The following is a 25,087-nucleotide window of genomic DNA, read 5'->3' on the forward strand; positions in this document are numbered from 1 at the left end:
ATTTATAAAAATTATCATACAAATGATCTGTATATCAAAAAAGAATTGATGTGCAGATCATTTGTGTGAGCAAACTTTAAACAAGAAAAAGAATCCCAGAAATCATAAGGGATTCTTTTTTCTTTATGTAATTACGGCATTACCATGTTTGCTACCGAGAAGTGGTGTTATGGTAACTAGGTGCGAATAGAATAAACAGTTTCATCATGTTATTTTTAATTATGTGATTGTATTAGAAAGTAGGTAATGATTTTGAATAAGTGGATTTTGTTAAATAGGGAAGAGTATGAGGAGGTTTGGGATAGATTTGAAGATGAATTTTGTTTTAATCCTAATATAGATGGTGACCAATCATTTGAATTTTCTTGTCCATATATTACTTATGATTTATCTAATTGTTTTGAAGGAAAATGGACTGATGACGACTATAATATTTTTGATCATATATTATTGGCAGCTCTTATTCTATGTACCAAGGAACATGAATATATATATGCGTTAGATTGGCAGCATGCTGGCTACTGGATGAATCCTAGTTTAAATTTAAATCTAAACGAAGATGATCATCAATGGAAAATCCCATTTTTTCCGGATGGAGATTATTATTTCTTTTTGCAAAAAGACTTTAAATGGGGTTATTTAGGACATCCTTGGGAAAAAACTATTTATATTTTCGGGGAAAAATTAATTGAAACATTTAAAGAATTGAGATCTAATATAAAAAAATAATAGAGTATAACTTTTTACTACAGTTAATGGGAATTATATGAAAAAGCTAGTATGGATCTAGCTTTTTTTTTAATCATGGATGCCCTATCCTCTTTATTTGTAGTGTTTTGGATGTATACTTTTGTTAGCGATTTTAGAGGGAATGGATAAAATGAAATGAATTCAATAAAATCAAGGAAATGAAAGTAAACTAATATTAAAAAATTTACTTTTATTAATAACAAAAAAGTCCCTTAATAATGCTAAAGGGACTTTGCTCACACAAATGATCTGCACATCAATTCATCTTTGATATACAGATCATTTGTATGATAATTTTTATAAATAATTGCGGAATAATGAACTTACATTACTGCTTTTAAAAGTTCTTGTACAAATGGAATGATTCCACCTACAAATTTTAAAACTGCCATTGCGATTGCCATATTATTTCCTCCTCTTTTTTCGTATTAAGGTATGATAATTTTTATAAATAATTGTGGAACAATGAATTTACATTACTGCTTTTAAAAGTTCTGTTACTAATGGAAGTACTCCACCTAAGAATGATAAAACTGCCATTGCGATTGTCATATTATTTCCTCCTCTGTTGTTGATGCTAAGATGTGATTTATCTTTATGCTTTCATTATAGTAAGCGCTTACATTTTTATCAATACATTCTTATATGCAATATTGCATATAGGGAGGTAATGAACTATCACATTTTCGCATTAAGACATGTATTAGAAATTAATTGTTCCCTAAAACAAAAAATGAACTGAATTCTCATAGACAACTGTAGTGAGGTGAAATTTTTGTTTTGGGATACTCCAAAGTATTAGGTTGATGGGCATATGGTGCTACCCCATCGCTATCAAGCCAAGAAAAAGAATTCCCCCCAAGACGAAAAAAATATACTATTCTTTTAATTGAAATCACCATACATACCAATTCAGAAGGAATAGTATATTTGGTTCTGGTGCAAAAACTCTAAAACTTTTGTAAGTAATCTTCTAAACTTGGACATACTGATAGTATTACTCTAGAAAAAGGTGTGTGATCGGTATGAAAAAGGAAAATTTGTTCAAATGGAAGCATTATCAACCTGATATGATTTTATTAACTGTGAGATGGTACCTACGGTACAACCTCAGTTTTCATGATTTGGTAGAAATGATGGAGGAACGAGGTTTGTCTATTGCTCACACCACCATTATGCGTTGGGTGCATCAATATGGACCTGAATTAGACGAAAGAGTACGACGTCATCTTAAGACGACAAATGATTCCTGGAGAGTCGATGAAACGTATGTGAAAGTAAAAGGTCAATGGATGTATTTATATCGCGCAGTAGATTCTGAAGGAAACACCATTGATTTTTATCTAAGTGAATCAAGAGATAAACAAGCAGCCAAGCGCTTTTTCAAGAAAGCCTTGGCTACTTCTCATATTTGTAAACCTCGTGTTATAACAGTAGACAAGAACCCAGCCTATCCCGTAGCGATTCAAGAGTTAAAAGAAGAGAAACATATGCCTGAAGGCATACAAATAAGGCAAGTTAAATATCTCAATAATATAGTGGAACAGGATCACCGTTTCATTAAGAAACGTGTACGTTCTATGTTAGGATTCAAGTCGTATGAAACAGCCACTTCTATATTGAGCGGCGTTGAAGCCATGCATATGATGAAAAAAGGACAACTTAACCTACAGGTGAAGTCTGCACAAAATGAAGTTGGGTTCATACATAAGTTATTTGGATTTGCATCATAATCTGTCATTGAATAGGCCATGTAGGTTCTATACCTCTATCAAATGGTTTTTGCACCAGAACCTTCTTTTTTATTATAATACATTGGTATATGTAAAATAATAAGTAGGACCGCTCTCAAATAGAGGCGGCCTTATTTACTTTCGTATTTTAAACTGTTGTTATTCCCCACATACTAAATTCATAATAATATTCCGTTCTCTCAATACATACACCGAATTCTAAATCATCACCAACTAATACAAAATCAGCATACCCAGTTAGAAATCTTGAAATGGTTGATAACTCTTCTAAATTATCAAATACTTCAGAGATGTTCAGCTTAACTGCTTCAATTTTACCACCTCTAGAGAAAAAGAGTCTTCCTTGATTAACTGGAAATTTAATACTTTTAGCTGTTTCTTTTAACAGTGCTATTGATAGTTTCCCATTTTCTTTATAATCAGTACTACCAAAATTTTTTATATTTGAATTTTGTTCTAGCTTATTAAATAATTCTTTACAAAGTAAATCATTAGATTCTGCATCCATAAATGAGTCCATAGAAACGGTAATAATATTAGAAAGTTCGTTTATAAGTTCCTTTCTACTAGCGTTTCTTTTTGCTTTCATTTTCAAAATTTCCATTCGACTTTTATTCGCATTACTCAAAACTTTTCACACCTTTAGTTTCTTATTTTTTGCCTTTTTTCTTGTAACCCTCAATATCTTCGGTTCTGGTGCGAAAACGCTAGGAAAATTGCAATGAATCTATAAATCTTGGACATACTGATACTACTAATCTAAAGAGGGTGTGTAATTGGTATGGAAAAGGAAAATATATTCAAATGGAAGCATTATCAGCCTGATATTATTTTATTAACGGTAAGATGGTACCTACGGTACAACCTCAGTTTTCGTGATCTGGTAGAAATGATGGAGGAACGGGGTTTATCCATTTCTCACACAACCATTATGCGCTGGGTTCATCAATATGGCCCTGAATTGGATAAGCGGATCCGACGTTATCTCAAACAAACAAATGACTCTTGGAGAGTCGATGAAACATATATTAAAGTAAAAGGTCAATGGATGTATCTGTATCGTGCTGTTGATTCGCAAGGAAATACAATCGATTTTTGCCTAAGCAAAACAAGAAATCAGAAGGCTGCAAAGCGCTTTTTCAAGAAAGCTTTGCGGTCTTTTCATGTTTCAAAGCCTCGTGTTATAACAGTTGATAAGAATCCAACTTATCCTATAGCAGTTGAAGAATTGAGAAAAGAAAAAAAGATGCCATTAGGCATCCAACTAAGGCAAGTGAAATATCTCAATAACATAGTGGAACAAGATCATCGGTTTATTAAAAAGCGAGTTCGTTCGATGTTAGGATTGAAATCCTTTCGCACAGCTACATCCATTATTTCTGGAATAGAAGCTATGCATATGGTAAAAAAAGGGCAACTTATTTTACTGGACAAGTCTGTCCAAAATCAAGTGAAGTTCATCCATCAACTATTTGGAATTGCTGCTTAAGACTAGATTCCACTAGGAAACTTTTCGCCTCTTCATATCTTTCGTAAGTATTTGCACCAGAACCTTTTATCTTAATTATTATCAAACAAAGGAAGAACTAATTCAAGCTATTGAAACATACATCTATCATTACAACTACAAACGATTCCAAAAAAGGCTTAACCATCGAGCTCCGATTGAATATCGAATCTCGATGGCTGCATGGTCTTTTTTTACAGCTGTCCACTTGACGGGGGTAAGACCAAGAAGTCTGTCCAAAAACAAATCAAGTTAATCAACTCTTCGGTCTCACCGCATAGTAGTAGATTCCTAACGGAATCTACACTGCTATTTCTAATCTACATATTATTTGCACCAGAACTGGTTTTTCTATATTCCAGCTTTGACGACTTTCCAAACCTGGTTGCTGCCTGCATTTGGTTTCCATACACCGACGGGTGCATCTTCTTCCTTAGATTCACCGCTTACGTCTAGTAAATTTTCACTCTGTGCATTAATGAATGTGTACTCTTGATTTCCGTATGTTGATAACATCCATTTCTGGTTAACGGCGCTTTCATCATCCTTTTGTACAACTGCAGACCCATTTTCAACACCGAGTACGTTCCCACTCGCAGTATCGACAATTTTGTAATATTCCTTCGTGCTATATCCATTTGTCACTTTCTGAATGCTCCACTGCTGGCTTTCTTTATCACGATCATAGGTTTTTTGAACGATCGATTTACCATCCAGTCCCTTATCAAGCACTTTTCCACTATTCACACTGGAAATTGTGTATTTATCATGCGTATTCAAAAAGATATTGTTTTTATTCACTCCACTCACACCTGATATCACAAACGTTGTAATGGATTGTGGTTGAACAACAGTCGATAAAGTTTTATCGGAAATCTTGATTTCTTCTTTTTTCTGCACATTGTCTACAGCTGATGTCACATAAGGTGTGGCTGCTGAAGTTTCGTTTACAGACTCGAACCCGGACAAGTCAACGTTTATCGATTTTTCTTCTGACGATGAGTTTGTATAGACCACAACAACCGAATTATTCTTGCTATCAATAGCCGCCAAGGTGTTCTGGTTATTAGAATTAATCACCTGGTCACCAGGTCGTATAAACTTACTGTAGTTGCCCATTGTATAGTACTTTTTATTTTTATTTATCTTCACATTACTAGGATCTTTCGGTGCAAAATCCACTTGCATAAGTCCCCAGTTACTATTTTCATGCTGAGGATCCATATTCACTTCATCTTCAATCGCCTGCCAAGCAACCCATGCTTTCGGTTCCAGTTGCTGAATATCAGCTTGAATTCTCTCTGATAAAGCAAGTCCTGGTCTGATATCCTCATGATTTTGGCCATCACCGCCATGACCGAGATCATTCTCAGACATCCATAATGGTTTCCCCGTACCTTTAGCAATATCTCTCACCGCAATTCGGTCACCGGTATTGTAAGTATGTACATTCAACCGCCCAATGTTGTTGCGAATAGCACTGTCATACTGGTCCCAATCGTGTCTAAAATGCCCTGGGCTGGTCTCGTCCATACCTGACACAGAAGTACTCAATCTTTTTTCATCCAATTGTTTCTTTACCTCATTGATAATTTTGGCTTGTGATGCAGGAGACCAGTTTGATCCTTCTTGTTTCCCTTTCGCTTTCCAAAAACCTGTATTTGGTTCATTTATTGGTGAAAGGGTTTTAAATTCAATATCCATATCTTGCTGTAAATGTCCAACTACTGTTGTTAAGTAACTTGCAAAATTTTCATATTGATCAGGCTTTAGATTGTCATCCCATGGATTCCAATTTCCGGATACATATCCACTCTGAGTCATAAAATATGGAGCTGAGTTTGAAAATGCTTCAAAAGTATCTGCCCCTCTTCCTTTGGCTGCCTGCAACCACCATCGCTGGTTGGCATCTGCACTCCAATTCCAATGCTCGGGAGTCTCGGGATTCCACCAATTCTTCTGCTCAGTCCAATTCTCAGTACTCCCATTTGGTGGCCCATATTCAGCAGGTCTATTCCAATAACCTGGGACCGCCCCTCCTTTACGCATATATGGAATCGTTTCAGAAGAGTCACCCCCGCCTATATTATAACGGGCGATATTGAAATTAAGTCCACTCTCACTATATAGAGCATCTGCCAGCTCATTTTTAATGTTATCCGGCCACCCGCCCGTAATATTAGCAAACCACGCCAGAGCTGTTCCCCATCCATCAAAGGGCGCATGTTGGTAGCTTGGGTCTAGTTTAATTTTCTCCTGGGTAATATTCTCCTGAGTAATATTCACTTTATTAACAGTTTCGTCATTTGCGAAGACTTTTGATGTTGTGGGTGCAAGCACGCCGAACGCAAGCCCGGTGACCAAACTACATGTTATAAGTTTTTTGTCAACTTTCTTTGATTTCCTTAACACCATTGAGTGCTTCCTCCTTTTAATTTAGTTTTTAAATATGTTTTATAAGCGAATCTCTGTCGTTTTTTAATTACAACCTAATCCCCCCCGTACACATGATTAAAGTAGGACCTCCCAGTTGTTTTACTGGTTGTAATTGAGCATGTTCACATTTTTCCATGTTTTGTTTTACACCTCTTTTTTGTAAAAGAGGAAACACAAGGCTTTTATTACATTTCAAGATTATAATAAAAGCTCTTAGAATTCCCCCTCAAATGTCCTATTCTTAATTCAATTTATATTATTTTTTTTCGATTCCCTTGAAAGTGAAGGAATACGTATAAGTTCGGTTAGCATAAAGTGTAAACTCCGGATGAGTTGGTTGTCCCCAACTATCATCACCACCGACACCCATCTGCTTGTGATTGACTCTTAACGCAACTTTATTGCTCTTAGGCAATTTGTACGGATGGTCATGTTCCTCCAACTCAAATGGAGTATACGGCAACGCATTGACTTCAACTGTTGGCAATCCGGAAACCATTAATCCGATTCCTTCATTATTTGTAATAGTCGCCCATCTTACGTCTACCTTATTTCCACACTCCTGTGGCTTTAGATAAGGAGTATATTGATCCTTTACTTTACCATTATGGATGGCAATCTTTGCTCCTGTTGCTCTGTCCCAATAGTTCTCATGAGGACCTTTTCCGTACCATGTGATGTTTTCAAACGCTTGGTCCATGATGACCATCATGCCAATTTCCGGGATTTCCGGAAGCTTTTCACCAGGGCAAAGTTCCTGCTTCACTTCAACAAGCCCATTACCTAGGATGATATAACGGATTTTACATTGTGACGGTGCATCTGTTGAAAGCTGAAATTCTGCTTCGATAGTTACCACATTAGCTTTACGATCAATAGTTAACGCTTTTAATTCTCTTTTTTGGCCCGCCTCTCTCCACGTCGCAGATCTTGAAGCCAACCCTCTTCCCCTTGCTATGTCATTGTCCGTGGAAGCTCTCCAAAAATTCGGTTCAAAGCCGCTCTTTAATAGTTCATGACCTTTATAAGAATACGATTCTATGTTTCCGTTCTCTTTGTTGAAAACAATCGCAAAGTCCTGACCCTCTACTTGAAGTTTAGTGTCACTTTCAACTATCTTTACTTCTGGATAGTCGTTTTCAATCGTTTTGATTTCCACCTTTTCAACCGGTATAATAAATTGTTCAAAGGCAATTTCATGGCCTTTTTCTGCCCATAATGTTTCCTCTTTTAAGCAAAGACTAACTGTTAAGATATATTCATCTGATGTTACTCTTTCTTCCGGCAACTGATAAGGTAGTTGAACAACATCGGCACTAATAGGCTGAATGTCCACAATCTCATACCCTGTTTCAATTACTTCTCCATTTTTCATGATTTCCCATTGCAGCTGATAGTCTTTGAGATTCGTAAATAGATGTTGGTTTATTATTTCAACTGTACCCTTCTTTAAGTCAACTGCTTTAATTTTTACACTTTGATAGCATTTCTTTACTTCAAAAATCTTAGGAGTGATGGTACCATCAGCAAAAATCAACCCATTTCCAGAGAAGTTTCCGTCATTTGGTGTATCGCCGAAATCACCGCCATAAGCCAAATATTCAATTCCATCAGCTGTTTTCGTCTTTAACGCCTGATCTTTCCAGTCCCAAATAAAGGCCCCTTGAAGGATTGAATATTTGTCAAATAAATCCCAATATTTAAAGAGATTCCCGCACGAGTTCCCCATCGCATGGCTGTACTCACAGAGAATGTAAGGTTTAGTCGGATTATTTTGAGCATATTTCTCCACATTATCGACATTAACGTACATAGTACTTTCAATATCCGACGCGGCTTCTGACGCACGATAATGAAACACACCTTCATAATGCACAAGTCTTGTTGGATCATTTTCTTTAAAGAATTGATGCATCTTAATAAAGTTATCACCACCGAACGATTCATTGCCAAGAGACCAGATTATGATGGAAGGGTGATTTTTATCTCTTTGAAACATCGAATTACAGCGATCAAGGACATTTTCTGTCCATTCAGGCTTACTCCCCGGTACCGTATCGCCCTCTTCCTCTTGTCCATATTCCCATGTACCATGTGTTTCAAGGTTCGTCTCGTCAATCACGTAAAGACCGTATTCATCACAAAGTTCGTACCATACTGGATGATTTGGATAATGTGAAGTTCGAACCGCATTGATATTAAACTTCTTCATCAGCTTTATATCATGGACCATATCCTCATAATTGATGTCTGCACGTCCTTTTTCCGCATCAAATTCATGACGATTAACTCCTTTAAAGACAATACGTTTCCCATTGATTTGCATTAGGCCGTCTTTTAGCTCAAATTTTCGGAATCCGACTTTACAGCTTTCCGTTTCAATAATGTGACCTTTTTCATCTTTCAAACTTAAGACAAGCGTATACAGATTCGGATGCTCTGCACTCCACTTCAATGGATTCTCTACAAATTTTGAAACATTTAAGACCACTTCAGCTTTACCATCGATCACTATATCAGCCGTAACTGGCTCATCAAACACTTTGTGATTGTCTTGATCGTACAACATGGCTTCAAACGAGACTTTACCTACATTCCGTTCAAAATAGTTTGTCACTTTCGCTTGAATCTTTACATCCGCATTCTCATAATTTTCATCCAAATCTGTTGCAACAGAAAAATCATAGATGTGTACCTCTGGTGAGGAATATAGATAGACATCTCGAAAAATTCCGCTCATTCTCCAAAAGTCCTGATCCTCAAGCCAACTTGCATCACACCAGCGGTAAACTTCGACAGCCAGCTTATTTTCACCGTCAATAAGATAAGGCGTTAAGTCAAAATCTGCTGGTGTAAAAGTATCCTCACTGTAGCCAACAAACTCCGCATTAACCCAGACATAAAAAGCTGACTCCACTCCCTGAAAACTAATATAGACAGGTTGTCCATCCCATGCTTTCGGTACAGTGAAAGTCGTTCTATATTGCCCAACAGGATTATACTCTGTCGGAGCAAACGGCGGTTTGATATCTTCCCTTCCTTCCCATGGGTATGTCAGGTTCGTATAGTGTGGGTAATCATATCCCTGAAGCTGCCAATGTGCTGGGACCTTTATTTCCTTCCATGTACTGTCGTCATAGTCGTTTTCGAAAAAATTCCGGATTCGTTTTTCTGGATTTTCTGAAAAACTAAACTTCCAATCTCCATTTAAACAGTGATAATAATTAGAAGTATTTCGATTCCCTTTTAATGCTTCTTCTACCGTTGTATATGGCATCAAAGTCGCATGAGGTTCCAGCCGATTCAGTTGAAAAATATCAGGATTGTTATTCCATTCCGGATATCCATTTTTAGGTGGTGTATAGTTGAATTTCTTTAATGTTTTTAACATATTATTCCTCCCCTTCCGAAAGAAAAATTCTACTTAATTTTAAAAATAGTCATAATCACTCTTACTCTATATCAAGAATATCAACCAGTGTTACAACATTTGTTTATATGGTTTCAACGTTATTTAACGATTTCTCGAAAGAAGTCTCTCTCTTCAATAACTAGAAATTTCGATTTTACTTCCCGATAGAAACCGGTTTCTTTTTAACAAAAATGACTCGAGTTCCTTTTGGTTAAAAAGGGCTCAACTACAATTTCTTTTTTCTCTTCTTTTTTGCTTTTTGCATCAATAATTAAATCGACTGCCGCTTTACCAATTTTTTTATAATTATGATTTACAGAGGTCAAGCTCGGAGTCACTATACTAGCTACAAAAGTATCATCATATCCCACAAAGGAAAATTTCTCAGGATTAATATTTTGATTGTTGCACTCAATTAAAGCACCAGAAGCGATCATATCATTCATACAAATAATGGCGGTGGGCAATTCCCTGTTTTGCAACAACGTTCTCATCGCATATTCTCCGCTTTCTACTGAAAACTCGCTGTATATGTGCCAATTAGTGTTATAGACTAAGCGGTACGCTTTAAGGGTCTGTATGAATCCCTGTACTTTAATATCAGTTGAAGTAACTCCCTTTCTCCCTCCAAGTAAACCAATGTTTTTGTGACCCATTTTCACCAAATAATCTACAATCATTCGAATTCCTTTATTTTCATCGGATCTTACTTTATAACAATCTACACTTTCCATTTCCCCATTGATCATTAAAACAGGTATTTTACTCATAACATCCAAGACCTCTTTGGCCTCTTCAAGAACAGTTACTGTTTTATTGATCCTTCCACCCATCATTATTATGCCTTCAACCTGGCGTTCAGAGAGAACTCTTAAATAAAGAGACTCCATGGTACTATCATTCATAGAGTTACATAAGAAAATGGTGTATCCCTTTATGAGTGCATATTTTTCAACTTCTATAAAAATTCTTGAAAAGAAAGGGTTCGTTATATCCGGTAAAATAAATCCAATCATCTTTGTTTCTTTTCTAGTTAAACTTCTCGCAATACCGTTAGGTTGAAAATTATATTCCTCAATTTTAGCCATTACTTTCTCTCTAGTTTTTCGGCTAACTGGATAATTTCCGTTTAGGACACGCGATACAGTTGCAGGAGAAACATTTGTCGCTTCGGCGATATCATAGATTGTGAATGTCTTTTTTTCCAACTCACTTCCTCCTAATAAATTCATATATCTTTAAAAAATAAATTAGCTATTATTTTTCAAAGTTACGATTAATAAATCAAGAATAATTAAACCATTTATTTGAAACCGCTTTCTAGAAACCGGTTTCTATTTAGAATATACTAATACTAATAGAAGCTGTCAACACTATTTCGATAGAATTACTTCATTTTTCAGATTTTTTTCACTGATGTCTATCCTATTAATTCTGGTGCAAACATAATATGAATTTAAAAAGCTAACTGGATTCTTATCGCCTGTAATAACACGAGGTTTAGAAACATGAAAAGACTGCAAAGCTTTCTTAAAAAAGCGCTTTGCATCCTTGTGATCTCTTGTTTTTGGTGCATATTCATAAAAAGCACGTCACCCTTTCTCATTAACATAAGAGAATAGTAACGTGCTTTTAACTTCAAAAATAGTCTAAATCCTTAAGTTGATGGATGTGTGGTGCTACCCCAATTTATAATTGCTATTCTAGAAATTTCATTCATTTTTCCTAAGTGGCCCGTGAAATAATTTCTTGTTCATCAAGTAAGAACTTCAAGCTTGATAAAGAGATTGTTTGGAAATTCTCTTTCGACATACGTTTTCGATAATACGTAGGTGTTTCTCCAGTCACTTTTTTAAATATGCGGCTAAAGACTACTAAACTATGAAAGCCCGCCTCATAAGAAATGTTCTCTACCGATTCATTTGTCATTGAAAGTAAATACGCTGCGTGATTAATGCGCACCCTTAAAATCCAGTCCTTCATGCTCATCCCGAAATGATTGTGAAAGACCCGAGAAAGATGGCTTCGATTGACCGCAAGATGATTCGCCACATCACTTACTGTAATCTCCTCTACATAGTGCTCTCCAATATATGTCATCGCTTCAACCGCTAGTCGTGAAAACTTTTGTTTTACTCCTGTTGAGAATTCGACACCATCTGTAAGTAATAATCTTAAAAAACGATAGGTCAACTCATTCAACTTTAATTCATCTTCTAATGTACCGTGGGAGCAATTCATACACTCCAAGATAATATCCAAATATTGTTGAATATTAGTTGAAGTAACAGAGTAGTTATCTTCTTTAAAACTCAAATAATAAATAATTTCGTCTGCTACCTTCCCACCAAATGACAGCCACGCATACACCCATGGTTCTTCTGCATCCGCGCGATAAAAGGTCGACTCTCCTGGGCGAATGAGAAAAATATTTCCTTTCTTTAATGAATATTTTTTATCTTTTACATAGTACGTTCCTTTTCCATCCAACACGACATGAATAATGTAGCTGTTACGTACAGCTGGTCCAAAGGTATGAAAAGGCAGTGTTTTTGAAAAACCACAAAAATCAAAATATAGTTCGCTTGAGAAGTGATGCTGTTCTTTTTTCATAAAGATTGCTTGTTCCATGGGCTTCTCCCTCTTCGTGATTACTATAACCTAATCTACCTTTTGAAGGAAGAAATGCAACAAAAGGTTAAATCAAAGTCACAAAATGATATAAAACGGAAAACGCTTTCTTGTTAAACTATACTTGAAAAAGAAAACCATAGGAAGGAGATTAATGTAGTTCGTTAGTTTTTTTATGTTTAACCTTGTAAGCGCTTTTATATCATTATTAAAATTCAGTGGAAAGAAATACAAAAAAGGAGAATGAAAATGAATGGAAAATTAAAACAACGTGTTTCCTATGCCTTAGGTGCATTTGGTCATGACATATTTTATGCAACTTTGAGCACCTATTTTATGGTCTTTGTTACGAGTGCGATGTTCACTGGGGCTGATAAAGCAACGACCGGAAAAATGATTGGAATTATTACGAGTTTAATCGTAGTAATCCGATTGGTACAAATTATTTTTGATCCGGTTATTGGAGGAGTAATTGACAACACAAAAACGAGATTTGGGAAGTTTAAGCCCTGGTTAGTCATTGGTGGTTTAGTTAGTTCTATCCTTCTTGCATTCATATTTACCAATTTCTTTGGTCTTGCAATTCATAATACTACACTGTTCATCATTTTGTTTACAATTATTTATCTCTTGCTCGATATTTTTTATTCATTTAAGGATATTGCTTTTTGGTCGATGATTCCAGCGTTAAGCACGGACACCAAGGAACGAGAAAAATTGGCAACAGTTGCACGACTTGGTTCATCACTTGGTGCCAATGGGACTACACTAGCAGTTGTACCAATCGTCACCTTCTTTACTTTCTTGATGACTGGTAAAGATTCTCAAGGTGCCTCTGGTTGGTTTTGGTTTGGTTTGATTGCTGCTGTTATTGCTGGTGGAACAGCGATTATTACAGCACTTGGCACAAAAGAAAATGATAGCGTAATTCGTCAGCAACAAGAAAAAGCAGGCATTAAAGATATTTTCAAAGCTATTACTAAAAACGATCAGTTGATGTGGCTATCACTTTCATATATTGCATATGCTATTGCGAATGTTGCAACTACTGCTGTGTTATTCTTCTTCTTCAAATATATTCTAGGAAATTCAGGTGAATTCTACATAGTGGGATTAATTGCATCTGTATTAGGCTTAATTGCTGTTCCACTTTTCCCAATGCTCACAAAATTAATTTCAAGACGTTTTGTCTATATTGGCGGTATTGTGATGATGCTTCTGGCATATATATGTTTCATCTTAGCTGGAACAAGTTTACCAATAGTTATTGTGGGATTGGTGCTCTACTACTTCCCTCAGCAGCTAATTTTCCTTTCAGCTTTGATGACTATTACCGACGCAGTTGAATATGGACAATGGAAAAATGGTACTCGAAACGAAGCTGTGACTTTATCGATTCGTCCATTACTCGATAAAATTGCCGGAGCTTTATCAAACGGAATCGTTGGGTTTGTAGCTGTTGCTGCTGGGATGACTGGCAATGCTACAGCAGCAGACATTACTGCACAGGGTGTTTCGACGTTCCATCTTTATGCGTTCTACCTTCCAGCAGCACTTATGATTTTCTCTGCTATCATTTTCGCATGGAAGATCACATTAACAGAGAAAAAACATGCACAAATCGTCAAAGAACTAGAAGCAAAGCTAAATCATGGCGAAAAAGCAACTGAAAAGTTCAATTCTAGTGCTGCACGTGCTCATTCTAAATAAAGAAGTAGAGGATATCTAAAATGAACATTACAACAAAAGATTTCGGTGCAGGTTATACGATTATCACTATTACCAATCTGAACGGCCTGCAATTGACTGTTTCAGATTTAGGTGCTCGCATTACGAGTTTAAAGGCACCAGCAACGAATGGTCTACGTGAGCTCGTACTTGGTTTTGATACGGCAAAGGAATATCTTGAAAAGGATTTATATATTGGTGCCTCAATTGGACGAGTAGCTGGACGGATTCAAAATGGAACTTTTCAAATTGATGAGCAAATCTATAAAGTACAAATTGATGAGACAACCGGAAACACTTTACATGGCGGTACTCCAGGATTTGAAAGCAAAAAGTGGCAGTATCAAGTTATCGATAATAATGATGAGGTCTCAGTGATATTTCACACGGTGAGTCCAGATGGTGAAAATGGTTTTCCGGGGAATCTTGATGTCGAGATACGTTACACGTTAACTAACATGAATGTTTGGAAAGTAGAAACTAGGGCGACAAGTGACAAAGATACGTTGTTTAATCCAACAAATCACGTGTACTTCAACTTAACTGGTGATGTAACGCAACCTGTAGATGAACACACATTATGGGTGGATAGTGATAGATTTTCACCACTTAATCGGGAAAGTATTCCAATTGGTGAAAAGTGGCCTGTAGAAGGAACTGCGTTTGATTTTCGAAAGCCAGTTAAACTCAAAGAAACCTTCAATAGTACTTTTGGTCAAAAAGAATTAGTGGATGGAATTGATCACCCATTTTTCTTGAACCGACCTGAACTATCACATAGTTCAGTGAAACTCATTAGTCCGGATGAAGTCGTTACAATTGAAATAGCTACAAAAGAACCAAGTGTCGTCATCTTTACGGCAAATTTTGGTGAGAATACTCCTCTCATGCATGGCAAGCAACTTGCAAACCATGGTGGAATTACCTTTGAAACACAGGTTTCCCCAGGTGCTGAACAATATTCTGATTTTGGGGATATGGTTCTTAGGGCAGATTCAACTTATCAAACGATGACAGAATTTCATATTATTGCCCCATCACTATAAGTTGGGGTTGAATTAAGCTAGATTGAATTATTTTCCATAAAGGACTATAAAAAAAGTGAAAACTCCCGTATCGCAATTGTTGTCGAGACAAACCACAAGAGGAGTTTTCACTTTGTACTCTAAGTTTATCAAAATGATTTTGCCATATAATTACGGACTTGGGTTAATTCATTCTTCCACGGCTTCGTTTCGCCTTGAAATTGTGCATCGTTGTCATGGTCGTGCCTTGTCAGATGTGGCACGGGAATACGACATTCCTTATACCACGTTAGAAACATGTATAGAAAAAATTAGATACTGCTATCAGAATTTATTTAAAATACGATGTTGTGTCTAGAAATAATGATGAACTGTTAGAAGTGATCTAGTGAATACTGAGATAATTTCCTTATTTAAAATGAATGCAAAAGAGAGGTTTATACTTATGGAAAAGAAACGTGAACTAGCTTTAAAATTTGCTGAGGTATTTGGACCTCAAGAAACAACTCAATATTTTTCTCCAGGACGTATCAATTTAATCGGAGAACATACAGACTACAATGGTGGCTATGTATTCCCTGCTTCTATTACTTATGGAACTTACGGAGTAGCTAGACGTCGTGAGGATGATAGAGTATTAGTTTACTCAACGAACTTTAAAGAAATTGGAGTAATTAGCTTCACGTTGAATGAACTAGATTACGATAAAAATGCTAATTGGGCAAATTATGTAAAAGGAGTTATCTTAACACTGAAAAAAGCAGGTCATAAAATAGACTGTGGTTTTGAGTTATTAGTTGAGGGAACGATTCCAAATGGAGCGGGACTTTCAAGTAGTGCTTCACTTGAATTACTTGTAGGCGTAGTATTAGAAGACTTGTTCAACTTAGACGTAACGCGACTTGAATTAGTGAAAATGGGTAAAAAAGTTGAAAATGAATTCATTGGTGTAAATTCTGGTATCATGGATCAATTTGCCATTGGATTTGGCGAGAAAGACAAAGCGATTCTCCTTGATACCAATACGTTAGAGTATGAAATGGTTCCAGTGGTTTTGGACGACTATGCTATTGTAATTATGAATACTAATAAACGTCGTGAACTAGCAGATTCAAAATATAATGAGCGCCGTGCTGAATGTGAAGAAGCACTCGCACGTCTCCAAACGAAGTTAGAGATTAATGCACTTGGAGAACTAAGCGAAACAGAATTTGATGCAAATCAAATTCTTATTGGAGATGAAATACTAATTAAACGCGCGAAGCATGCAGTTTACGAAAATGAACGCACAAAAAAGGCCAAAGCAGCTCTTACTGCAGGTGATTTAGAAGAATTCGGAAAGCTATTGAATGCTTCTCATACATCTTTAAGAGATGATTATGAAGTAACCGGGCTTGAATTAGATACATTGGTGGCCACTGCGCAAAAACAAGAGGGTGTGCTTGGAGCCCGTATGACTGGAGCAGGATTTGGGGGATGCGCCATCGCATTAGTAAAAGAAAGTGAAACCCACACTTTTAAAAACAATGTTTATGATGAATATCTCAAAGTTGTGGGATATGCGCCGGTCTTTTATGTGGCACACATTGGTAGTGGAACTACAGTGATTGGATGATGAGTGAGGTGGAAACGATGAACACATGTCAAGCAATTTATGATTTTACTACACTTGCAATTGAGAATGGGGCCATTGAGGAAAATGACCGAATTTATACGCACAATCAACTATTACGTTTGATTGGTGAATCGGAAATGGAAGAGATTACTAGCGTAGTCGAAACGGACCCACATGTGCTGTTAGATACGCTTATAGATAAAGCGACGGAAAATCTTATTATCTCTAAAAACCAAGCCAATCGTGATATGTTCGAAGCGCTTTTAATGAATGTGATTACACCACTTCCATCCAAGGTCAATGCGAATTTTCAGGAGGCATATCGCAAAAGTCCAGAACAAGCAACGGATTATTTCTTTGAACTAAGTAAACGCAATGATTATATAAAGACCCGTGCGATTGCAAAAAATATTCATTATTTAGCAGAATCAAAATATGGTGAACTTGAAATTACTATTAATTTGTCCAAACCAGAGAAAGATCCAAAAGAGATCTTAGCGGCTAGAAATATACCGAAGGGTAATTATCCAAAATGTTTACTTTGTATTGAAAATGAAGGGTATTTCGGTCGCTTGAACCATCCAGGTAGAAGCAGTCACCGAATCATTAACATCGAGCTAGATGGAGAAGCATGGGGTTTTCAATATTCACCATATGCATACTTTAACGAACACTCCATCGTATTATCTAAGAAGCATCGACCAATGAAAATTTCTCGTGAGGCATTCTCTCGTTTATTTAGTTTTGTAGAAATCATGCCACATTATTTCATTGGTTCAAATGCGGATTTACCTATTGTAGGAGGATCTATCTTAAGTCACGATCACTATCAAGCTGGACGCCATAACTTTCCAATGGCAAAGGCTAAGGTTCTTAAAACGTTTGAACTATCTGACTACCCAAATATTTCTTGCGGTATTGTCGACTGGCCAATGAGTGTGATTCGCCTCTCTTCTTTAAACAAAGAAGAACTAATTAATGCCAGCGCCTACATCTATGAAAGTTGGAAGAACTATTCAGATGAATTCTTACAAATTCATGCGCAATCAAAAGACGGCACACAACATCATACGATTACACCAATTGTGCGGCGTCGCGAAGAAAAGTATGAAATTGATCTTGTACTGCGTGATAATAATGTGAGTGAAGAATACCCTGATGGAATTTTTCATCCACATCCAGATGTACAGCATATTAAGAAAGAAAATATCGGGCTTATTGAAGTCATGGGCCTGGCGGTTCTCCCTCCACGTTTGATTGAGGAGCTTCATGAAGTTGAGCTGTACTTGTTAGATAAGGAAGCCAATGTTCCTGAAATCCATCAAAAATGGGCAGATGAATTAAAAGCCCAGGGCGGCTATACGGAAGAGACCATCCAAAGCTTTCTTCAAACTGAAGTTGCAAAAAAATTTGAACGCGTCTTAGAAGATGCTGGTGTCTATAAGATGAATAAGGATGGTAGAGCAGGGTTTGATTGCTTTATCAAAGAATTACAAAGCACAAATCGAGAGGTGATAACTAGATGACAGTTTTAGTTTTAGGTGGTGCAGGCTATATCGGTTCACATGCCGTCAATCAATTAATCACAAATGGCTATGATGTAGCGGTAATCGATAATCTATTGACCGGTCATATCGAGTCGTTGCATGAAAAAGCGCGTTTTTACAAGGGAGATATACGTGATAAGAAATTCATGTGTGAAGTCTTCTCTCAAGAAAAGAATATTGAAGGTGTGATGCATTTTGCGGCATTTTCACTTGTTGGTGAATCAATGGAAGAGCCATTGAAATATTTCAATAACAACGTTTACGGCACGCAGATTACTTTAGAAGTCATGAGAGAATTCGGTGTGAAATACATTGTCTTTTCTTCAACTGCTGCAACGTTCGGCATTCCAGAAGAGATACCAATTAAGGAAACAACTCCAACAAAGCCAATCAACCCATACGGTCAAAGTAAGTTGATGATGGAACAAATGATGAAATGGCAAAGTGAGGCAAGCGACATGAATTATGTGGCGCTTCGTTACTTTAATGTTGCAGGTGCAAAAGAAGATGGCTCGATTGGAGAAGCCCATAATCATGAAACACATTTGATTCCGATTATTTTACAGGTAGCGCTTGGTCAGCGTGACGAGCTCATAATTTATGGGGGTGATTATAATACGCCGGATGGAACGAACATCCGTGACTATATCCAAGTAGTAGATTTAATCGATGCGCATATCAAAGCGCTAAAATATTTAAAAGCTGGCGGAAAATCGGACGTATTTAATCTTGGTTCAGCAGAAGGCTTTTCAAATAAAGAAATACTTAAAGCTGCTCGTGAGGTCACAGGACATCCAATTCCAGCAAAAATCGGTCCGCGTCGCCCAGGTGATCCAGATGTGTTAATTGCATCAAGTGTGAAAGCCAAGGAAGTTCTTGGTTGGGAACCAAAATATACTTCTATTAAAGATATTATCGCTACAGCATGGAAATGGCATCAAAGTCATCCAGAAGGGTATTAAAACATTTGAAATAAAACTGCACTAGAGGTGAAATTTCTAGTGCAATTTTATTTCCAACCATAATAATTAGTAAGTAGTGAAGTTTGTAGAAATTGTAGGGATATGATATCTTAGTTAAATTGCTTTGGTAGCGTCAATAATTTTGTGTGGTAACTCAATTCTACATAAAAAGGTCTTCTTTTTTATTTATTCAAATGGCAGGATTATGACAGGATATTATTTAGATAAGTATATGTTTGAGTGGATAAAAGAATTTGGATAACAACTATTAAATACCTATGGAAAAGAGTATATAAATTCTAATACTATATAATATATATAACGAGAAACATGGGCGGCATGATGTAACCATTAAGGTTAAACCTTGATATATAAAGTTTTTAAACCTTAATAGTTACATTTTGTTCACCGATATTAAAATTACGAAGCCTTTCATTAGTTCACTGCACTTTTGGGAGGCTTTTTCTTCCATGCTTTTTGTCATGTGTGCGTATATATTCATAGTAGTTTCGATGTCTGTATGCCCTAAACATTGTTGGATTTCTTTAATACCTACACGATATTATATGTTCCTGATGATATCGTTCTTGAACCACATCATAAGCATGTCTCCTTAATTTAATTGTCGTTCACCTTTATAATTGGTGGGAAACCTAGATGATCAGCTTTTAAATTAAACAACTGTATTATTCCTCAACATTATAGAATTGAAGAAAAACTATGTTTTTTAAACACCTTTAATAAGGTTCTGGTGCAAAAATAAAACAAAAAAGAATACAGCACATATATTCCTAACGGAATCATATCTTATGCTGCAAGTCCAAATAATTTATGTATGAATCTAACTTCATTTTGGGCAGACTTCACCTGTAAGTGAAGTTGTCCTTTTTTCATCATATGCATGGTTTCAACGCCACTCAATATAGAAGTGGCTGTTGCATATGACTTGAATCCTAACATAGAACGTACACGTTTCTTAATGAAACGGTGATCTTGTTCCACTATATTATTGAGATATTTAACTTGTCTTAGTTGTATGCCTTCAGGTATACGTTTCTCTTCTTTTAACTCTTGAATCGCTACAGCATAGGCAGGGTTCTTATCTACTGTTATTACGCGAGGTTTACAAATATGAGAAGCAGCCAAGGCTTTCTTGAAAAAGCGCTTGGCTGCTTGTTTATCTCTTGATTCACTTAGATAAAAATCAATGGTATTTCCTTCTGAATCGACTACGCGATATAAATACATCCATTGCCCTTTTACTTTCACATACGTTTCATCGACTCTCCAGGAATCATTTGTTGTCTTAAGATGACGTCGTACTCTTTCATCTAATTCAGGTCCATATTGATGCACCCAACGCATAATGGTGGTGTGAGCAATAGACAAACCTCGTTCCTCCATCATTTCCACCAAATCACGAAAACTTAGGTTGTACCGTAGGTACCATCTTACCGTTAATAAGATAATATCAGGTTGATAGTGCTTCCATTTGAACAAATTTTCCTTTTTCATACCGATCACACACCTTTTTTAGAGTAATAGTATCAGTATGTCCAAGATTTAGAGATTATTTGCAATTCCCCTGAAGTTTTTGCACCAGAACCGTTTATCGTACATGAAGCATGGCGAAAGGTTTGAAACCCTGTTGATTTGGCAAAATGGTGTTTTACTGTACATGACGATGATTTTGTTCCATTGCTACACAGATCTCAAGGAAGGAGTTTTATCAAAAAACAAAAAATCGGATTGGAAATAAAAGTGAGTCTATAACCTATTTTTACAAGTATCCCGGCTGTACCCCGACGTAGAGGAATATGTAGCAATAGAACCAAAAAGGAATAAGCATTAGCGGACATTGTTCTTGCGCAAATAAGAATTTCACTCTAAATATTTTTTACTTTTGAGAAAAAGTAAGATAACCTTTGATAGAATTATTAATTTAACTCAAAAAAAGATATCAATATAAAATCTGGCCATTTTCTTAACGCCTAACGCTTTTAATGGTGGCGTCGCAGCTAATACAATTGAGCCATTTCTATTCACATCACCAACCACAGCTAATTTAGTGTGAAGAGGGTCTAATCCCATTTTGATGCAACTCACCGACGCATAAAAACTACGAAGATCTATACACAAAATAATTCGGTTAGGTAATAGAGAATAATCATACAAGGTAACCCCCCAAAAACAGAACGTTAGTTCTTATTATAAACCTTATTTTTCGGTTTATACAATCCTTTTGTAAATAATTTTTAATACAAATATGGTGCGTGAAATTATATGAGATTCTTCAAAATTCGACTACGGAACGCTTTTATATCTCTTAACTTATTAAACTCGTTTTCGTTTCTTTATAAATTAAGAAAAGCTCAAACCCTTATGTACCAATGGATTTAAGCTTTTTATTTTATAGGGATACTCGTTGCAACAAGTTGCCATTAGGCTAGTGTATCAGCAACTTGTAGCTATTACTATGAATGCTAGATTCCTCAAAATTATTACATATTTTTTTAGATATTCTTTATATTATTCTATGCAATAAGTTGTGCTAAATTCCAATTATTTAAGTTGTTTTAAAAACTTGAACTTTTGGACAAGATAGTTATAAAAATGAATTAATTGAGGTGAATACTATGAACTGGTTTGATTTAGGAAAACCAAGAAGTAAATTCGCTAAGTTTTTAGATCATCATCACCTAACGCAAAAAGAAGTTTCAGAGGCTAGTGGATTAAGTAAAGCAACAATTAGTCGTTTGTGTAAAGGTAATGCTTTTCACCCTTCATTTAAAAATGGCAAAATAATTCTTGCAGCATTAAAGAAACTTACAAATAAAAATGTTGATTACAGTGATTTTTGGTTTTAATTAAAAAATATCATTCATCACAAAAGTTCTCATAAACACATTTTGTTTTATAGCATATTGTTCTAATTTAGATTGCCGATAGTCTGACAGTGTAAAAAAGATAATTACTGGAACAATAGCATTCTGTCTTTTATAGATATCTGTTATATGGCCATATAACTGTACTTTGTGTTCGTTTGCTTTCATATGTTGCATGCGATCTATCTCAACAAAGTGAGGGACTTTATCTTCAAAATAGGTTGCATCAGGAATGATTTGGTATCGCTGACCACCGGTTGAAAATTCTATCGTTTGTTCTGTTTTCCATTCGGGAAATCCTAGCCACATCCAAGCTTCGTTTCTCATTAAAATGTGCTGTAATTGACTATTTTTCTTTACTGTCCTTGTGATTCCTAATAAATCACGTCCTTTTTTATTTAAATAATATACATGCTCACGAGCTATTTTTGTGATGTGACAATATGAAGTCAGATCCTTTAATACACGATTTGCATTTCGAATACTACCTAGACAGTGGATGGCTTGTAATTGCCTCCTCGTTGCAAAGTCTAACTTACTCAAAGTGGATAAAATCTCGATTTGCCTCGCCTTCTGTTTGAGAGTTTGATGCCTCATGCTTTTTCACCACCTTATATTGCTTCAGTAAATCCCACATGTCTTTATCCTTTAAATACGGTACCTGGATTTCCTCTGTCCGATCTGTCTTAAATAATGCTCTACCTGGAAGAGAAGGTAACTCCTCAAGACCTGATTCATCCAAAGCAACTTGTGAAGCAACCGCTGTTGGTAATCGGAAGCCTAGCTTTGCATCAGCATTTTGTTTAATTTGCCTTGGTAATGTATCCGAAGTAGGATATTGAGTGCAAAATATGAGCCGGAATCCTAAACCTCCTCCAACTCGTGCAATTTCAGATAACATCTCCTGGCACATAAATAATAAGTCACGTTGTTTTTTAGGTAAGCCTTGTGTAGGACAAAGGTTTGCTCCTTCATCTACTATGATGAAACAGCGTTCTCTAATTGATGTATCTATGATATTGGTCAAATAAGAATTCTTCATTATCTCAATCTGTCTTATCATATTTTTACGTACTTTAGCCAACATTTCTAACGCTTGTTGTGGGTTTTCAGCTACTTCTACTACTTGGGACAGATCCTTATAAGGACTAAATTCTAGACCTTCCTTCAGATCGATAATAAAAAAACTCACATGTTGAGGCTGTTGTAAAATTAAACTCGTCATCACATTTTTTAGAAATACTGTTTTTCCAAAACGCGTCATACCCGACACGCACATATGCGGTGTGCTCTCAAAGTCATGATAGATGTACTTATCTAATGATTTCCCCATCATAACACGCCATGTTTGCTCCTTTAACAAATCCTTAGACAATTCTACCTTTCAGGTATTTTTTGCTTAAATACCCGAATATGAAGCTCTCTTTGATGAAACGATATTTTAACAGGTTTGTAGAGTCCTTCTTCCAATACTTCAGCTAACTTTTTGATTAGCTGACTTGGGACACCAAGTGGTAACTTGTAAACATAATTCTTACTTATGTCATCTTCCATTTCCTTTATGAAAATCGGATATTGTAATTCCCCTTTATGCTGAACACAGATCTTTGTAATTTCAAAAAAGGTTGCAATTTTTTTCTTATCACTCATTCCTTTACCTTGGCAAAAATAAGCTACTGTTATAAAGGTTGCTGGAATTAATAAAAGTGATAACATTTCCTCCATACCTCCTTAAGGTAGTTGAGCCTGTATGGATGCTTAGAAAAAACACTTAAGATGCGCTATTATAATTATTTTCGACTACCAGATAAAATACTAACGTAGAAATACATCTAGTATATCCATTAGCACATACCAAACGCTCCCAATCAATAAGCATTTGAGACCCGCACGTAGCAACCAATCTGGAAGGTAAAGACCTTTCCTTTTCAGCAATTTAATCCCTAAAATAGAGACTCCTGTCACACCATACACAACTCCTAACTCTCCAATGATTGTCATGTTAATCCCATCCTTTTGGTTTAATGGACAAATTCCCTTTACGATCCCTGTAGAGTTGGTAGTCATCTAATAACTCATTCCAAGACAAAGCATGTTCATCCCCATACAGATCCTCTTCAATGTCTTGACTTAAATAATAGTACGCTCGATATTGTCGATCCAGATACACTTCATGTCTTAACATGTGGTCTCGTATAGCACAAAGATTTCCCTCTTTTTTTGTTTCTTTGTACATTTGTCTAAGCATTTTTGAAGAATACAAATAAGGTGTACTATACAGCATTTGATATTGGCTCATATCCTCACCATCCACATAAAATTCTAGATGCATTTAATACATATGATAATGGCTTCCTTTTTCGAATTTGTACCACAAAAAAGTACAAAAATACGCCATTCCCATTTTAGAATGACGTTCGACAATAATCTTTATAAGACTTCATAGCTTTTTCCAATATTTCAGTTACAAAATTAGTTTTACCTAAGCTATAATTCATTCGATCTTTTGCGTTTTTTGCCAAATCTTTTTTTAACTGTTCATATGCAATAATAAACTATTATTGCACTAATGGGTGCTTTAGTACAATAAGGCTCCTAGAAATGATCAAACTTTATTATAAAAATTATATACTTCATTTAGAGAATTAACTCCCTTTTGATCAATCTTTTTTCAAAATGGAGTTTTTTTGTTCGCTACTAATAATGGATTAACTGTTTCTTTTTTATCAATCTTAACTATAAAGCTACAATAGATCTGTTGATTGATAATTGAAACACAAACATACGTAAAGAGCCTATTTTATATCCAAAATAAAATAGGCTCTCTCACATTTC

19 protein-coding genes and 3 pseudogenes are annotated in these 25,087 nt (G+C 35.9%); 10 read left to right on the forward strand and 12 right to left on the reverse strand.

What is annotated here, in order from left to right; all coding sequences use genetic code 11:
- Positions 1–252: 252 nt before the first annotated feature.
- Both NSQ40_RS28580 and NSQ40_RS28585 read left to right on the forward strand, forming a co-directional pair.
- Positions 253–729, forward strand: coding sequence for a DUF2716 domain-containing protein (locus tag NSQ40_RS28580; RefSeq protein WP_098114919.1), 477 nt, complete (start codon positions 253–255; stop codon positions 727–729).
- 1,046 nt (positions 730–1,775) lie between these two features.
- Complete coding sequence (locus NSQ40_RS28585) at positions 1,776–2,483, forward strand: IS6 family transposase (protein ID WP_341286183.1); 708 nt, start codon at positions 1,776–1,778, stop codon at positions 2,481–2,483.
- Between the two features lie 148 nt (positions 2,484–2,631).
- Here the strand turns inward: NSQ40_RS28585 and NSQ40_RS28590 are convergent, their stop codons facing one another.
- Positions 2,632–3,132, reverse strand: a complete 501-nt coding sequence (locus tag NSQ40_RS28590) for a YxiF family protein (RefSeq protein ID WP_018783007.1) — start codon at positions 3,130–3,132, stop codon at positions 2,632–2,634.
- Positions 3,133–3,285: 153 nt separating this feature from the next.
- Here NSQ40_RS28590 and NSQ40_RS28595 point away from each other — a divergent pair, with 153 nt between their 5' ends.
- On the forward strand, positions 3,286–3,993 hold the full coding sequence (locus tag NSQ40_RS28595; RefSeq protein ID WP_309440406.1) for an IS6 family transposase: 708 nt from the start codon (positions 3,286–3,288) through the stop codon (positions 3,991–3,993).
- Positions 3,994–4,042: 49 nt separating this feature from the next.
- Complete coding sequence (locus NSQ40_RS29585; protein ID WP_367899899.1) at positions 4,043–4,267, forward strand: IS3 family transposase; 225 nt, start codon at positions 4,043–4,045, stop codon at positions 4,265–4,267.
- A 95-nt stretch (positions 4,268–4,362) separates the two neighbouring features.
- Here the strand turns inward: NSQ40_RS29585 and NSQ40_RS28600 are convergent, their stop codons facing one another.
- The 5 genes and pseudogenes from NSQ40_RS28600 to NSQ40_RS28620 all read right to left on the reverse strand — a co-directional run bounded on the left by NSQ40_RS28600 (position 4,363) and on the right by NSQ40_RS28620 (position 12,490).
- The gene (locus NSQ40_RS28600; RefSeq protein ID WP_098159271.1) at positions 4,363–6,426 is read right to left on the reverse strand and encodes a glycoside hydrolase; all 2,064 of its coding nucleotides are present in this window, start codon (positions 6,424–6,426) and stop codon (positions 4,363–4,365) included.
- Between the two features lie 277 nt (positions 6,427–6,703).
- On the reverse strand, positions 6,704–9,838 hold the full coding sequence (locus NSQ40_RS28605; protein WP_098604121.1) for a glycoside hydrolase family 2 TIM barrel-domain containing protein: 3,135 nt from the start codon (positions 9,836–9,838) through the stop codon (positions 6,704–6,706).
- A gap of 203 nt (positions 9,839–10,041) precedes the next feature.
- On the reverse strand, positions 10,042–11,067 hold the full coding sequence (locus NSQ40_RS28610; RefSeq protein ID WP_033798303.1) for a LacI family DNA-binding transcriptional regulator: 1,026 nt from the start codon (positions 11,065–11,067) through the stop codon (positions 10,042–10,044).
- A 261-nt stretch (positions 11,068–11,328) separates the two neighbouring features.
- A pseudogene (locus NSQ40_RS28615) lies at positions 11,329–11,436 on the reverse strand (IS6 family transposase); the annotation flags it as partial.
- A gap of 148 nt (positions 11,437–11,584) precedes the next feature.
- Positions 11,585–12,490 carry an AraC family transcriptional regulator gene (locus NSQ40_RS28620; RefSeq protein ID WP_098136204.1) on the reverse strand — a complete coding sequence of 302 codons (906 nt, stop codon included), beginning with the start codon at positions 12,488–12,490 and terminating at the stop codon, positions 11,585–11,587.
- Between the two features lie 249 nt (positions 12,491–12,739).
- Here NSQ40_RS28620 and NSQ40_RS28625 point away from each other — a divergent pair, with 249 nt between their 5' ends.
- The 5 genes from NSQ40_RS28625 to galE all read left to right on the forward strand — a co-directional run bounded on the left by NSQ40_RS28625 (position 12,740) and on the right by galE (position 19,367).
- Positions 12,740–14,200 carry a glycoside-pentoside-hexuronide (GPH):cation symporter gene (locus NSQ40_RS28625; RefSeq protein ID WP_052100718.1) on the forward strand — a complete coding sequence of 487 codons (1,461 nt, stop codon included), beginning with the start codon at positions 12,740–12,742 and terminating at the stop codon, positions 14,198–14,200.
- 20 nt (positions 14,201–14,220) lie between these two features.
- Positions 14,221–15,264, forward strand: coding sequence for a galactose-1-epimerase (locus NSQ40_RS28630; protein WP_098159269.1), 1,044 nt, complete (start codon positions 14,221–14,223; stop codon positions 15,262–15,264).
- A 424-nt stretch (positions 15,265–15,688) separates the two neighbouring features.
- Complete coding sequence (locus NSQ40_RS28635) at positions 15,689–16,858, forward strand: galactokinase (RefSeq protein ID WP_033798300.1); 1,170 nt, start codon at positions 15,689–15,691, stop codon at positions 16,856–16,858.
- The gene (gene galT, locus NSQ40_RS28640) at positions 16,855–18,384 is read left to right on the forward strand and encodes a UDP-glucose--hexose-1-phosphate uridylyltransferase (protein WP_098217184.1); all 1,530 of its coding nucleotides are present in this window, start codon (positions 16,855–16,857) and stop codon (positions 18,382–18,384) included. The genes NSQ40_RS28635 and galT overlap by 4 nt, the downstream gene beginning before the upstream one ends.
- Entirely contained in the window at positions 18,381–19,367 is a 987-nt protein-coding gene (galE, locus tag NSQ40_RS28645; protein ID WP_033798298.1) for a UDP-glucose 4-epimerase GalE, read from the forward strand. The genes galT and galE overlap by 4 nt, the downstream gene beginning before the upstream one ends.
- 807 nt (positions 19,368–20,174) lie before the next feature.
- On the opposite strand, the gene NSQ40_RS28650 is transcribed toward galE, so the two are convergent.
- Both NSQ40_RS28650 and NSQ40_RS28655 read right to left on the reverse strand, forming a co-directional pair.
- Entirely contained in the window at positions 20,175–20,882 is a 708-nt protein-coding gene (locus NSQ40_RS28650) for an IS6 family transposase (protein ID WP_258248641.1), read from the reverse strand.
- Positions 20,883–21,332: 450 nt separating this feature from the next.
- Positions 21,333–21,542 (reverse strand): annotated as a pseudogene (locus NSQ40_RS28655) (Y-family DNA polymerase); the annotation flags it as partial.
- A gap of 461 nt (positions 21,543–22,003) precedes the next feature.
- Here NSQ40_RS28655 and NSQ40_RS28660 point away from each other — a divergent pair.
- Positions 22,004–22,234, forward strand: a complete 231-nt coding sequence (locus tag NSQ40_RS28660) for a helix-turn-helix domain-containing protein (protein ID WP_098159338.1) — start codon at positions 22,004–22,006, stop codon at positions 22,232–22,234.
- Here the strand turns inward: NSQ40_RS28660 and NSQ40_RS28665 are convergent, their stop codons facing one another.
- From NSQ40_RS28665 to NSQ40_RS28680, 4 genes and pseudogenes are all read right to left on the reverse strand, one after another.
- On the reverse strand, positions 22,235–22,849 hold the full coding sequence (locus NSQ40_RS28665; RefSeq protein WP_098159339.1) for a replication-relaxation family protein: 615 nt from the start codon (positions 22,847–22,849) through the stop codon (positions 22,235–22,237).
- A pseudogene (locus tag NSQ40_RS28670) lies at positions 22,788–23,968 on the reverse strand (FtsK/SpoIIIE domain-containing protein). Before NSQ40_RS28670 ends, NSQ40_RS28665 begins: the two are co-directional and overlap by 62 nt.
- Before the next feature lie 99 nt (positions 23,969–24,067).
- Positions 24,068–24,253 (reverse strand): hypothetical protein, encoded by a 186-nt coding sequence (locus tag NSQ40_RS28675; RefSeq protein WP_003203313.1) that lies wholly within the window; start codon positions 24,251–24,253, stop codon positions 24,068–24,070.
- A 1-nt stretch (position 24,254) separates the two neighbouring features.
- Complete coding sequence (locus NSQ40_RS28680) at positions 24,255–24,551, reverse strand: hypothetical protein (RefSeq protein ID WP_029427758.1); 297 nt, start codon at positions 24,549–24,551, stop codon at positions 24,255–24,257.
- Between the last annotated feature and the right edge of the window lie 536 nt (positions 24,552–25,087).

The organism is Bacillus sp. FSL K6-6038 (assembly GCF_038050455.1).
Lineage (GTDB): Bacteria > Bacillota > Bacilli > Bacillales > Bacillaceae_G > Bacillus_A > Bacillus_A pseudomycoides.

Coding starts and splice junctions, on each gene's coding strand:
- galT (WP_098217184.1), top strand. CDS start 16,855: ATGATGAGTGAGGTGGAAACGATGAACACATGTCAAGCAATTTATGAT.
- NSQ40_RS28600 (WP_098159271.1), bottom strand. CDS start 6,426: ATGGTGTTAAGGAAATCAAAGAAAGTTGACAAAAAACTTATAACATGT.
- NSQ40_RS28650 (WP_258248641.1), bottom strand. CDS start 20,882: ATGAAAAAGGAAAATTTGTTCAAATGGAAGCACTATCAACCTGATATT.
- NSQ40_RS28665 (WP_098159339.1), bottom strand. CDS start 22,849: ATGAGGCATCAAACTCTCAAACAGAAGGCGAGGCAAATCGAGATTTTA.
- NSQ40_RS28595 (WP_309440406.1), top strand. CDS start 3,286: ATGGAAAAGGAAAATATATTCAAATGGAAGCATTATCAGCCTGATATT.
- NSQ40_RS28620 (WP_098136204.1), bottom strand. CDS start 12,490: ATGGAACAAGCAATCTTTATGAAAAAAGAACAGCATCACTTCTCAAGC.
- NSQ40_RS28605 (WP_098604121.1), bottom strand. CDS start 9,838: ATGTTAAAAACATTAAAGAAATTCAACTATACACCACCTAAAAATGGA.
- NSQ40_RS28660 (WP_098159338.1), top strand. CDS start 22,004: ATGAACTGGTTTGATTTAGGAAAACCAAGAAGTAAATTCGCTAAGTTT.
- NSQ40_RS28635 (WP_033798300.1), top strand. CDS start 15,689: ATGGAAAAGAAACGTGAACTAGCTTTAAAATTTGCTGAGGTATTTGGA.
- NSQ40_RS28675 (WP_003203313.1), bottom strand. CDS start 24,253: ATGACAATCATTGGAGAGTTAGGAGTTGTGTATGGTGTGACAGGAGTC.
- NSQ40_RS28680 (WP_029427758.1), bottom strand. CDS start 24,551: ATGAGCCAATATCAAATGCTGTATAGTACACCTTATTTGTATTCTTCA.
- galE (WP_033798298.1), top strand. CDS start 18,381: ATGACAGTTTTAGTTTTAGGTGGTGCAGGCTATATCGGTTCACATGCC.
- NSQ40_RS28630 (WP_098159269.1), top strand. CDS start 14,221: ATGAACATTACAACAAAAGATTTCGGTGCAGGTTATACGATTATCACT.
- NSQ40_RS28625 (WP_052100718.1), top strand. CDS start 12,740: ATGAATGGAAAATTAAAACAACGTGTTTCCTATGCCTTAGGTGCATTT.
- NSQ40_RS28585 (WP_341286183.1), top strand. CDS start 1,776: ATGAAAAAGGAAAATTTGTTCAAATGGAAGCATTATCAACCTGATATG.